This is a genomic window from Shewanella sp. Isolate8 (genome assembly GCF_022398495.1).
In the GTDB taxonomy this organism is placed as follows: domain Bacteria; phylum Pseudomonadota; class Gammaproteobacteria; order Enterobacterales; family Shewanellaceae; genus Shewanella; species Shewanella aquimarina.
In genome coordinates this window covers 1,236,134-1,248,433 of record NZ_JAKEVI010000001.1, presented here as the reverse complement: position 1 = coordinate 1,248,433, position 12,300 = coordinate 1,236,134, and the positions used below count along the sequence as shown (strand labels likewise).

The 12,300-nt window shown below is 52.4% G+C and carries 11 protein-coding genes; 6 read left to right on the top strand and 5 right to left on the bottom strand.

The genetic code is table 11. From position 1 onward, the window contains the following. The first annotated feature begins 114 nt into the window (after positions 1-114). A complete protein-coding gene (locus tag L1D43_RS05565; RefSeq protein ID WP_239850247.1) occupies positions 115-1,674 on the top strand; it encodes a SulP family inorganic anion transporter in 1,560 nt (519 codons plus the stop codon). Between the two features lie 62 nt (positions 1,675-1,736). Here L1D43_RS05565 and L1D43_RS05560 read toward each other — a convergent pair whose 3' ends face one another. Continuing rightward, positions 1,737-2,657 carry a bifunctional methionine sulfoxide reductase B/A protein gene (locus tag L1D43_RS05560; protein WP_239850246.1) on the bottom strand — a complete coding sequence of 307 codons (921 nt, stop codon included), beginning with the start codon at positions 2,655-2,657 and terminating at the stop codon, positions 1,737-1,739. A gap of 292 nt (positions 2,658-2,949) precedes the next feature. Between L1D43_RS05560 and L1D43_RS05555 the strand changes: the two genes are divergently transcribed. Then, entirely contained in the window at positions 2,950-3,789 is an 840-nt protein-coding gene (locus L1D43_RS05555) for a 2OG-Fe(II) oxygenase family protein (RefSeq protein ID WP_239850245.1), read from the top strand. 108 nt (positions 3,790-3,897) lie between these two features. Then, on the top strand, positions 3,898-4,839 hold the full coding sequence (ylqF, locus tag L1D43_RS05550) for a ribosome biogenesis GTPase YlqF (RefSeq protein ID WP_239850244.1): 942 nt from the start codon (positions 3,898-3,900) through the stop codon (positions 4,837-4,839). Positions 4,840-5,018: 179 nt separating this feature from the next. Here the strand turns inward: ylqF and L1D43_RS05545 are convergent, their stop codons facing one another. Together L1D43_RS05545 and L1D43_RS05540 are read right to left on the bottom strand one after the other, a co-directional pair. Next, positions 5,019-5,498 carry a low molecular weight protein-tyrosine-phosphatase gene (locus tag L1D43_RS05545; protein WP_239850243.1) on the bottom strand — a complete coding sequence of 160 codons (480 nt, stop codon included), beginning with the start codon at positions 5,496-5,498 and terminating at the stop codon, positions 5,019-5,021. A gap of 33 nt (positions 5,499-5,531) precedes the next feature. Further along, positions 5,532-6,551: a DNA ligase gene (locus tag L1D43_RS05540; RefSeq protein ID WP_239850242.1), complete on the bottom strand. Its 1,020-nt coding sequence runs from the start codon at positions 6,549-6,551 to the stop codon at positions 5,532-5,534. Positions 6,552-6,765: 214 nt separating this feature from the next. On the opposite strand from L1D43_RS05540, the gene L1D43_RS05535 reads away from it, so the two are divergent. Both L1D43_RS05535 and L1D43_RS05530 read left to right on the top strand, forming a co-directional pair. Beyond that, the gene (locus tag L1D43_RS05535) at positions 6,766-7,137 is read left to right on the top strand and encodes a diacylglycerol kinase (protein WP_041511626.1); all 372 of its coding nucleotides are present in this window, start codon (positions 6,766-6,768) and stop codon (positions 7,135-7,137) included. 222 nt (positions 7,138-7,359) lie between these two features. Next, positions 7,360-8,259, top strand: coding sequence for a DUF481 domain-containing protein (locus L1D43_RS05530; protein ID WP_239850241.1), 900 nt, complete (start codon positions 7,360-7,362; stop codon positions 8,257-8,259). 196 nt (positions 8,260-8,455) lie between these two features. On the opposite strand, the gene L1D43_RS05525 is transcribed toward L1D43_RS05530, so the two are convergent. After that, positions 8,456-9,682 (bottom strand): nucleoside recognition domain-containing protein, encoded by a 1,227-nt coding sequence (locus L1D43_RS05525; protein ID WP_239850240.1) that lies wholly within the window; start codon positions 9,680-9,682, stop codon positions 8,456-8,458. A gap of 88 nt (positions 9,683-9,770) precedes the next feature. Between L1D43_RS05525 and rsmF the strand changes: the two genes are divergently transcribed. Then, the gene (rsmF, locus tag L1D43_RS05520; RefSeq protein WP_239850239.1) at positions 9,771-11,210 is read left to right on the top strand and encodes a 16S rRNA (cytosine(1407)-C(5))-methyltransferase RsmF; all 1,440 of its coding nucleotides are present in this window, start codon (positions 9,771-9,773) and stop codon (positions 11,208-11,210) included. Between the two features lie 298 nt (positions 11,211-11,508). Here rsmF and L1D43_RS05515 read toward each other — a convergent pair whose 3' ends face one another. Then, positions 11,509-12,291 carry a TatD family hydrolase gene (locus tag L1D43_RS05515; protein ID WP_239850238.1) on the bottom strand — a complete coding sequence of 261 codons (783 nt, stop codon included), beginning with the start codon at positions 12,289-12,291 and terminating at the stop codon, positions 11,509-11,511. Between the last annotated feature and the right edge of the window lie 9 nt (positions 12,292-12,300).

Here is a 12,300-nt window from a genome sequence, read left to right as displayed (position 1 = left end):
TTAAGTCAAAAAAGCCATGCAACAATGCATGGCTTTTTATTTTATTAGCGCCGCTATTTTGCTAGTATGCGCGGCCGAAAATCAATCAACCAACATATTAATAACAGAGGCTAAATGTTCGATCTTATTCGTCACAAAACCAGCAGCCATAGAGCCGACCTGTTGTCGGGACTCACGGTTGCACTGGCATTGGTGCCCGAAGCCGTTGCTTTTGCTTTCGTCGCCGGTGTCGAGCCCATGGTTGGCCTATACGCCGCCTTCATCATGGGACTGGTCACCGCCCTCATCGGGGGTCGTCCAGGCATGATCTCCGGCGCAACCGGCGCCATGGCCGTCGTCATGGTGGCACTGGTCAGCGAACATGGGGTGCAATACCTCTTTGCCGCCGTGGTACTCGCAGGCCTGATACAGGTGACATGCGGCCTGTTCAAGCTGGGGAAATTTATTCGAATCGTGCCCTATCCTGTGATGATAGGTTTCGTCAACGGCCTCGCCATAGTGATCTTTCTGGCGCAACTGGGCCAATTTAAGGTGCCAGATGCCAACGGTGTATTAACCTGGCTGCCACAGGAACAATTGCTCCTCATGCTGGGGCTGGTAGCTCTCACCATGGCAATCATCCACTTCTTGCCTAAGCTCACCACGGCGTTTCCTTCTTCGCTAGCGGCGATCCTGACGGTCACCGCCATCGTAGTCTTCATGGATCTCGATACCCGTAACGTACTGGACTTCTTGAAATCCATGTCAGGCGATGAGAGCGCGACCATAGCGGGTAACCTGCCGACCTTCGCCATTCCATCGGTGCCCTTTAACCTGGAGACACTGTCGATCATCCTGCCCTACTCCTTTATTCTGGCGGCAGTTGGCCTTATCGAATCGCTACTGACCCTGACGGTGATCGATGAGATGACCAGTACCCGAGGCAAAGGCAACAAAGAGTGTGTCGGCCAGGGCATTGGCAACATCACCAGCGGTTTCTTCGGTGCCATGGGTGGCTGCGCCATGATCGGCCAGTCGATGATCAACATTAACTCAGGCGGACGCGGCAGACTCTCAGGGATCACGGCAGCCATCGCCCTGCTCACCTTTATCCTGTTCGGCTCGGCGCTGATCGAGATGATCCCGCTGGCAGCGTTGGTCGGTGTAATGTTCATGGTAGTGCTGGGCACATTTGAGTGGGCAAGCTTCAAGGTGATGCGCAAGGTGCCTAAGCACGATGCCTTCGTTATCGTCCTGGTGACTGTGGTGACCGTATTTACCGATCTCGCCTTTGCTGTGTTTGTCGGTGTTATCGTCTCTGCGCTGGTATTTGCCTGGGAACACGCCAAGCACATCAACGTCGATGTCAGCGAAGATGCCAATGGCTGGAAGGTATATAAACTCAACGGCCCGCTGTTTTTCGGCTCGGTCGCCGAGTTCTTAGAGCTGTTTCATGCCAAGACAGATCCCCAAGACGTGATTGTGGATTTCCAAAACTCCCGCGTATGCGACCACTCTGCGCTCGAAGCCATAGATACATTGGCTGAACGCTATGTCAGCTCGGGTAAGCGACTGCACCTGCGTCACCTCAGCCACGACTGTAAGCAGCTGCTGCATAAGGCGGGCGATCTGGTGGAGGTAAACCTAATCGAAGATCCCCACTACAAGGTGGCCGACGACAAGCTCGACTCTTAACGCTCACCTCCTAGGAGCTGGCTTAAAGTTAGCAACAAAAAAGGCGCATGATGCGCCTTTTTTTATGCTCCCCCACCCGACTTGAGCCGTTCCTTAAACAGGGCCTTTATCTTGTCCACCTTTGGTTTAACCACCATCTGGCAATAGGGCTGCTGACCATTATGCTCGAAGTAGTCATCATGATAGGACTCCGCGGGATAGAAGTTTTCCAGTGCCACCAGCTCGGTGACGATGGGCTTGTCGAAAACCTTCGCCTCGGTCAATCTGGCGATCATCTGGCTGGCAGTCTTAATCTGCTCATCGTCATGGGCGAAAATCACCGAGCGATATTGGGTGCCGACATCGTTGCCCTGGCGATTAAGCGTGGTGGGATCATGGCTCTGCCAAAAGACCTCTAACAGCTCATCAAAGCTGATAATATGGCTATCGAACTCTATCTGTACCACCTCTGCATGACCCGTATCACCGGCGCACACCGCACGATAGTTAGCGCTCGATGCATCGCCCCCTGAATAGCCAGACTTCACGGCGATCACCCCTCTGAGCTGGCTAAATACCGCCTCTAGGCACCAGAAACAACCGCCGCCCAGGGTGGCCCAGCGAATATGGCTGTCATCACTCTTTTGCTTCGTATCACCCTTAAATATCATGGAGACAGAATTGACACAGTGGCGCAAATTCTTATCTGTCAGATACTCTCCTTCAAACACATGACCTAGGTGAGCGCCACACTGGTGACACACTATCTCAACCCTGTGACCATCGGCATCGGGCAGGCGCTTGACTGCCCCCGGGATCTCGTCATCGAAGGCGGGCCATCCACAATGGGCATTAAACTTATGTTCGGACAGATAGAGAGGCGCATCACAGCGCTTACAATGATAGACCCCCGGCGCATCGTGCTGGTTATACTCGCCACTAAAGGGCCGCTCCGTGCCCTTACTCTCAATCACAAACCGCTCAAATTCCGTTAGCTCACGCATAGTTAAAGGCTTTGCACTCCTGTACCGCTAAGACGACCCATCAGGCCAACAAGATCTCACTACTCTCACAATAGCAGATAAAAGACCTAGTAAACAGGTAGGTTATTACATGTTGGCACTAATAATCTGTTGTTTGTTAGCTAGCCAATGATTTTAATAACGAAAACACCTGAGGCAAACCATCCCCTTCTTGTACTAAAACAATGAAAACGTGATTTTTGTCACACCTAATTGCTCAAAGGCTATCCCAGGGGTACACTGCCTGCGGGGTTCAATAACAAGAAAACAAAATATGAAATTAGAAACAATAGATTACCATGCAGAAGACAGCGCCAAGCGATTCGTTGAATCTTTGCGCGAAACAGGATTTGGCGTACTCTCAAATCACCCAATCGACAAGGCCTTAGTCGATACCATTTATGAAGAATGGCAGGCCTTCTTCAATAGCGACGAGAAACAGCACTATCTGTTTAAGCCGGAAACCCATGATGGTTTCTTCCCGGCTGAGGTGTCTGAAACCGCTAAGGGTCATACGGTTAAAGACATCAAAGAGTATTACCATGTGTATCCATGGGGACGCATTCCCGATTCGCTCAGGGAAAACATACTGCGTTACTACCAAGAGGCCAACGCCCTGGCCGAGGAGCTGCTAGGCTGGGTGGAAGCCCATACGCCAGCGGAAGTGGCGGTTAACTACTCTATCGCCCTGCCGAAAATGATCGAAAACAGCCATAAGACACTATTGCGTATTCTTCACTACCCGCCAATGTCGGGCGATGAGGAGCTAGGTGCCATTCGCGCCGCCGCCCACGAAGATATCAACCTGCTGACCGTGCTGCCGGCCGCTAATGAGCCTGGCCTTCAGGTGAAAGCCAAATCGGGCGAGTGGTTAGACGTACCAAGCGATTTCGGCAACCTGATCATCAACATAGGTGACATGCTGCAGGAAGCCTCAGGCGGCTACTTCCCATCGACTACCCATAGAGTGGTCAACCCAGAGGGCGCCGACAAGACACGCTCGCGCATATCTCTGCCCCTCTTCCTACATCCTAAGCCAGAGGTGGTCCTATCGGAGCGCTACACTGCCGACAGCTATCTGATGGAGCGTCTGAGAGAATTAGGGGTTATCTAACCGCTTCGACTAAGATAAAAAGCGCCCGCGGGCGCTTTTTATTTATGATTTTTAAGCCATATCAGGGTAAAATCCCTCCCCAAATTTGCACAGAGACAGAGTACAGAGATGGCAATTCAGTGGTTTCCAGGCCATATGCACAAGGCGCGCAAAGAGATAGCAGAGGTGATGCCTCAGGTCGATCTGGTGATCGAGGTGCTCGATGCCCGCATCCCCTACAGCAGCGAAAACCCTATGGTCACCAGTTTGCGCGGTGACAGGCCCTGTATCAAACTGCTCAACAAGTCAGATCTGGCCGATCCTGAAGTAACCCAGCGCTGGATTGACTATCTGGAGCAGGAGCAAGGAGTAAAGGCGATGGCCATCACCACGCTGCAGGCTGCCCAGGTGCGTAAGGTCCCCGAACTCTGCCGTAAGCTGGTGCCTAGTCGCGACAAGATAGAGAAAGATATCCGCACCATGATCATGGGGATCCCTAACGTAGGTAAATCAACCATTATCAATACCTTGGCGGGCAGAGTTATCGCCAAGACGGGTAATGAGCCCGCCGTCACCAAGACCCAGCAACGTATCAACCTCAAGAATGGCATAGTGCTGTCCGACACCCCTGGTATTCTCTGGCCAAAGGTGGATAATGAGGCCAGTGGCTATCGCCTGGCGGTTACGGGCGCCATTAAAGACACGGCAATGGAGTATGAAGATGTAGCCATGTTTGCCGCCGAATATTTCCTCAAGGCCTATCCCGATGCCATGCTAGAGCGTTATAAGCTGAAAGAGCTGCCGAATGATGATATCGGCCTGCTAGAGGCGATAGGACGTAAGCGCGGCGCCCTAAGACCGGGTGGCAGAATCGATCTGCACAAGGCCTCTGAACTACTACTGCACGAGTTCCGCTCGGGTAAGATAGGCCAGTTGTCACTGGAGACACCAGAGATGGCCGCAGCCGAGAAGGCGGAAGTGGCGCGTATCCTGGCCGAGAAAGAGGCTGAGAAACAAGCAAAGATCGAGGCAGAGCGCCTCAAACGTTCGGGCGTTCGTCATAACGACTAAGCCCGTCATAACTACTCAGCGCTTCATCATTAACCATAGCTATTTGGCGTAACTATCTGGCATAGCTATCTGGCATAGCTATCTGACATGGCTAACGGATTAAGATAAGCGCTTACTACTTCGCCGCTTGCAACATGACACTTAGATAAAGGTCAGTTGCAAGCGGTTTAACCAAGCCCCTATTTCGCAATCTGCGCCAATAGCTTGTCACAGCTCTGTTGCAGTAGATCTAACACCTGCTCGAAGCCTTCATCGCCACCGTAATAAGGATCTGGCACCTCCCGCTCCCCCTCTCCTAGAAAAGAGAGCATCAAGGTCAGCTTAGACTGATGCTGAGCCGGACAACGCGCTCGCAACTCACGCAAGTTAGCCCTGTCGGCCGCCAGGATCAGATCGAAACGTTCAAAGTCTTCATCTCTAACCCCTCTGGCACGAATGCCGCTAAAGTCCAACCCGCGGCGCTCGCCCGCCAAGCGTGCACGCCTGTCAGGCTCCTCCCCCTCATGGTAGCCAGAGGTGCCCGCCGAATCGCAGTCCATAGACAAACCGCGCTCGCTGAGCAGCCCTCTAAACACCGCCTCGGCCGTCGGTGAGCGGCAGATATTTCCAAGGCAGACAAACAGGACTGAGTTGATCTTCGACGAGTTGATCTTCGACATAGTTATCCTTTTCGTACATGTTTTATTCGTTTTTTAAAGCGGCTCTCGTTGCCGCAAGAAGCTGGCAAACCTGGGCACGCCATTATGGGTCAGGCCATAATACTTGTAGGTTACCATGCTGCCAATGGCCGGAGGATGGCGACGCTGCTCATCAGTAAAACCTGTCCCCAGCTTAAAACGTATGCCTTCTGGCGTCTCGACCTCCAACGCGCCCATCATCCCCTGATATTTTCCTTTGCCCGCAAGATAGGCGATCACCTTGGCTTCGGCATCTTGATAGCGCTTAAGCTTCACCAAATCACTATTACGCCCGCCGTGGTAATGGGCATCTTGGTGATGCAGCATCAAACCCTCGGCGCCCTGGGCCACCCACTCGCCCAACGTGGCATTCAACCTCTGCCTATCTTGAATGTGCCACTGAGGAATAATTTGCAAAAACGGCGACAGGTTAGCATAACGCTTAACTGCTAAAGCGTAACGCTCGCCAAAGGGGCTATCTATGGCAGGATAGTCGAAGACCATAAACTGAACTGTGCGCCAACGCGCCGGGTCGGCATCTTTATCACGCACCAAGGCTGAGATGGCTTCAAACTGCTGACGGCCGATCCACAGCTCACCATCTAAGGGGTCCGTAGGAAAGCCTTTGGTAAACCAAGCAGGCAAGTTAATAGGCTGACCGGAGCGGGTAAGCATACGTGTGCCGGTCCAGCGTCCCCTGACACCATCGAACTTTTCGCTCACCAGATACTCAGATATAGGCCGGTCGGCCTCGAGGCTACCGGCCAATTGCAGGTCGGGCAGTTGCCGGCGCGTCAGCTTCGGACGTTTTGACCTCAGCTGGTTGGCCTCGACAACTAAGAAGCCAACCGTGTCGGGGGACTTAGCCGGGTTAGTCGGGCTAGTTGGGCTAGTTGGGCTAGCCAAGTTAGTCGACTTATCCGGGTTATCGAAATTAGGCTGCTCGCTGATTTCGGCGGCCAGCGCCACTGACGATAGCCAACTCAGGAACAAGACGATACTGCCGACCGCTATAGACCTGTTGTGACACAACATAGGCTCCTCCTTGAGCAACATGATGATAGCTAAGCGGTAAGTTTAGCTCAAAGCCCTTCATGCAGATGTTATGGTGGTAACTAGAGTGTTATACTGGCGCGCAATTTGTAACTAGCCTGCCGGCGTCAGAGCAAGGCAAGCTGAGAAACTAAAACGATACTAATGCAATACTATCGCGACTCTAATTCGATACTAACGAAAGAAATGGACACCTATGAAACCGGAAAATAACCACGGTATTAAACGCATCTTCAGAGCGACAGGTTTCTCTATGCAGGGCCTTAAGCTCGCCTGGCAATCTGAGGCCGCCTTTCGCCAAGAGTTAATCTTGGTCCTCTTCATGCTACCGATAGCCCTATTGGTAGACGTGCCTATGGTTGAACGCATCCTGCTCATCATGACGCTGATGATAGTGTTAATCGTCGAGCTACTTAACTCGGCCATCGAGGCTGTGGTCGATCGTATTGGCCACGAGATCCACCCCCTCAGCGGACAGGCAAAAGATATCGCCTCGGCGGCGGTCTTTATCGCCTTAGCCCTGTGTGGCATCACCTGGCTACTTATCCTCTGGCCACTGTTTTTCTAACCCGCCAAAGGCTGAATGATAAGGCTCTCGATAGGCTATCGGGAGCCTTTTTATTTGTGTAATTCAGCTCTCAATATCAACAAAAATGCCGCAACCCTGACATTTTTTGATACAAATCATTCACAATTTTAAATATCCTGCTAGAATGGTAACGTAGTAAAAAAGTCTTACTAAATAAATCAATAACTTATAATAATTATTAATTGATAGAGGTTGTAGTTAGTGATTAAGTCGGTCGCCATATTTAGCTTGGGTCTCTTAAGTTCTTCGGTTTTTGCCGCAGGAGCTGCCAATTCCTATTCGGTATCAGCACCGGTAGAGCCCAGCGAGATCGTTCTAAAGCTCGGCGGTTTCTACTCAAACTCTAACTCCAGCATGGATGTCACCAATCCGGTTCTGGGTAATAATTTCAAGCTTGATTTCGAAGAAGACTTAGCATTGGAAGAGTCGCAGTTTCTGCCATTCTTCGAGGCTAGCTACCATTTCAACTCGCGCCACAGCATCTATTTCGACTGGAAACAGCTGCACCGTAATGCGGAAGTACAGAAACTTACCGTGCCGTTTCAGGTCACCCTAGACGATCAGGTTTACGACATTCAGTCCGGGGCTCGTCTGGAGACCACGCTTAATATCGATATTGCACGCCTGGGCTATGGTTATAACTTCTATCAGGGGAATAACTTCAACCTAGGACTGTCCCTGGGCGTACACACCATGTTTATCAAGACCGCATTTGACGGTGACATAGGTGTCTGTGCCAAGGGCGAAACGCTGCAACAGTGCGCTCAAACCGCCACGCCTAGAATTGTCGATGAAGAGGTTACTGCGCCTTTGCCGGATGTTGGCCTGTATGGCGACTATGAGTTCAGCCCTGGTTTCAAGTTCAACGCCCACGCACAGTATTTCTACATCAAGCTCGATGATATCAGGGGCAGCCTGGTCGATATTCGCGCCGGTGTCGAAGCCGAGATCACCAAGAACTGGCACATGTCAGCGGCCTTTAACTACTACAAGGTCGACGTTGACTTTAAACACGGTATTGCCGATGAATTCAATGTGGCTGACTACAACCTGTATTACAGCTTTATCGGCCCTATGCTGTCGGTAAGCTATCGCTTCTGATTTTCTCAATATCGCCTTTATACGACGCTTAGTGCTTCTCGCCCTAAGCGAACGCTTACGTGACTTCTTAATCGCTCGAACTAACGTTTGGCTACCTGTATAGCAGCTTGCCTATCAATGGCTTTCCTACCCATGGCTTACCTCTCCATGCTCGCCTATCCATGCTTGCCTATGTACGAGTCCTTATCGGCACCAATCAACCATAAAACTGATAGCAGACCCAGATTGCAGCGCAGATCCCAGCAAGATCCGCAGTCAAACCACATACCAGGGCATGACGGCCGTTGCGGATCCCCACGGCGCCGAAATAAACGGCCAGTACATAGAAGGTAGTCTCGGTACTTCCCTGCACCACAGCCGCCAAGCGGCCGGCAAATGAATCGACCCCATAGTGTTGCATCGTCTCCAACATCATGGCGCGAGCGCCTGAGCCGCTAAAGGGTTTCATCAGCGCCGTAGGCAAGGCGTCGACGAACCGAGTATCTCCGCCAAGCAGATTCACCAAGGCGGCGATGACGCCGAGTAGATAATCGAACGCGCCCGAGGCTCGCAGCAAGGCGATGGCCAGCAACATGGCGAGTAAATAGGGGATCAGCTGCACCGCCTGGGTAAAGCCATCTTTGGCGCCGCCGACAAACTCATCATAGACAGCCACCTTACGCAGTCCAGCCACCTGGATAAAGCTGAAGATCAGCAGGACTAAGATGCCGTTACCCAGGGCCGTGGAAAACTCGCCGATGGCTGTTACCGTCAAGGTCCCCAGATAAAACACCAAGGCCGATACCGCCGCCAACATCAGGGCGCCATAACCGAGTAGGACGCTATTGAGTAAGGATATACGCTGGTAGATGGCCACGACCAATACCCCCACCAGCGTCGAGGCCGTGGTAGCCAACAAGATAGGCAGGAAGATATCCGCCGGTGATTCTGCGCCTTGTTGGGCGCGGTAGAGGAAGACGGTCACCGGTACTAAGGTGACCGAGGAGGTATTCAGCACCAAGAAGAGGATCTGGGCATTAGTGGCCACACTCTTCACCGGGTTCAGGCTCTGTAAATCTTGCATCGCCTTAAGCCCCAGCGGCGTCGCGGCGTTATCGAGCCCGAGCACATTGGCCGTCAGGTTCATGGTCACGCTGCCAAAGGCGGGATGGCCCCGGGGCACCTCGGGCATCAAACGGCTGAGCAGAGGCTCGAACAGACGAGCAAAGACGCCGACAACGCCAGCCTTCTCACCCACTCGCATCAGCCCCATCCATAGCGAAAGCACGCCGATCAGCCCCAAGGCTATTTCGGCGGCCAACTTAGCACTGGTAAACAGGGCATCGACCACGGCAGATAAAATCTGCCACTGCCCCTGAAACAGACTAATGCTAATAGCGACTAAGGCGGCGACAAAAAAGGCAAACCAAACGCGATTTAACACCCGAGACTCCTTTCACCCCAAGCTTTGCTCAAGGCCCGATAATGGATGTGATATACTGGCGACTAACGATATCTCTATTCTGTTACCTATGGTTCAACTAAATCAAAATTTTATCAATAGCATAGCGAAAGATATGCCGGATCATCTCTCGATGGACGAATTTATAAGCTATTGTGCCAAGCCTTTACGCCCCTCCATTCGAGTCAATACCCTCAAGATAAAGACCTCTGACTTTATCGCCATGATGAGCGCCAAAGGCTGGCAGTTTGAACCTATCCCCTGGTGTGAGGAAGGCTTCTGGGTCAAGGTGGATGACTCGATTCAGCTGGGTAACACGGTAGAGCATATTCAGGGGCTGTTTTATATTCAGGAGGCCAGCTCCATGCTGCCACCTAAAGCCTTATTTCCTGCCCCAATCGAGGATGCAGCCTCCCTGAGTCTGCTGGATATGGCCTCGGCGCCGGGGTCTAAGACCACCCAACTCGCCGCCATGATGAACAACCAAGGCTTGTTGGTTGCTAACGAGTACTCCTCCAGTCGGGTCAAGGTGCTACACGCCAACGTGCAGCGCATGGGCGCCAGTAATCTCGCCCTCACCCACTTCGATGCCAGGGTGTTTGGCGAGTACCTATTCGAGAGCTTCGATGCCATACTGCTCGACGCCCCCTGCGGCGGTGAAGGCACGGTGCGCAAAGACCCCGATGCCCTTAAACATTGGGATGCCGAGGAGATAGAGACCATTGCCAGCGTGCAGCGCGACCTGATCGAGTCGGCCTTTCTCGCCCTCAAGCCAGGTGGCAGCCTGGTCTATTCCACCTGCACCCTCAATCGCCGCGAGAATCAGGATGTCTGCCTGCACCTCAAGGCCACCTATGGCGACGCGGTGCAGTTTGAATCCCTTGCCGACCTCTTCCCGAGTGCCGACAAAGCCTGTACCGACGCAGGCTTCCTCCATGTCTGGCCGCAGATCTTCGACAGCGAAGGCTTCTTCATCGCCAAACTGACCAAGCTTGCAGAGGTTCCCAGAAATACAGAAGAGCCGCGCAAACAGAAAAACTTTCCCTTTAGCCCGATCGATAGGAAGTCTCGCCAGGCCCTTTGCGACTATTTCGAGACGAGTTTCGGCATCAAACTCGACGGCCAGGGAATCTTGATGCAGAGGGACGATGAGTACTGGTTGTTCCCCAGTAATGTCGAGCCGCTCATCGGCAAGATTCGCTTTCAGCGCATCGGCGTCAAGCTAGCCGATGCTCTAAAGAAAGGCTTCAAACCTAGACACGAGGCGGTGATGGCACTGGCCGACAGGTCACGAGGGATCCGGCTTGATGAAGCTCAGGCGATTCAATACCTGATGGGACGGGACATAGGATTAACCACAAAAGAGAAGCCTCAGGGCGAGCAGCTGGTCAGCTACCAGGGGGCTCACTTAGGCCTAGTGAAACACCTGGGCAATAAACTCAAGAACAGCCTGCCTCGTGACTTGGTACGGGATAAAATCTGCTCATCCTCTACCATTGCAGTGGATTAAGCGGGCATTGATGAAGGTCTAAGCAAAAGCCACCGAATTAGCGCGAGTGGCTTTTATTAACATTTTGTTACATTTTAATCTGAGATTTGCCTAGACGAGCCCGGCAGTGAGGTGGAGTTTGACTACACTATAAGCCTGAGACAAATTCGAGGCAATCTCAAACAGTAGCGCACGGCTCTGCAAAGAGCCATTCCCCTAGACCCAGAACAATTGGAATAGTTTTGGGTCTTTTTTTGTCTGTTTCTCTTAGCTTTTTAACTCTTCTTTTAAATACTACCAAAGCGGCAAGGCATTAAGCTTAGGCCAGTTTAATCGCGTCTTTAAACAGCCTAAAGAAGTTGTCGCCTGTATATTGAGCTAGTTCTTCATACTTCTCGCCACGCAGCTCGGCAACAAATTCCGCCACATCCCTCACAAAGGCAGGTTGATTCTCTTCGCCGCGATGAGGCACAGGCGCAAGATAAGGTGCGTCGGTTTCCACCAAGAGTCTGTCTCTTGGCACCTTACGGATCACCGAGCGCAACTCGCCGGCATTCTTAAAGGTTACTATGCCGGATACTGAAATATAGAAACCCAGGTCTATGGCGGCCTTCGCCATCTCCCAGTTTTCGGTGAAGCAATGCAGCACGCCCCCCACTTTATCGGCCTGACCGGCCTTAAGCATGGCGATGGTATCTTCTCGGGCATCACGGGTATGAACGATCAGTGGCTTATCCACCTCAACCGCCAGGGCGATCTGCTGCTCGAAACATTGCTGTTGCAGCGCCTTAGTCTCGCCCGAGTAGTAATAATCCAGGCCAGTCTCACCGATGGCGATCACCTTAGGGTCTTGCAGATAGCTGTGCAGCTGCTGTGTATCCAGCCCCTCCTGCACATCCAGCGGATGCACGCCCGCCGACAGAAATACCTGGTCGAACGCTGCCATTTTCGCCTGCATAGACGCAAAACCTTGCTGGCGCACGTTGACGCACAGGAAATACTCCACGCCGCGATCCTTGGCTTGGGCTAGCAATGTTTTCAACGAATCTTGATCGGGCGCCGCTTTAAGGCGATCGAGATGGCAATGGGAATCGATAAGCACGCAAAAATC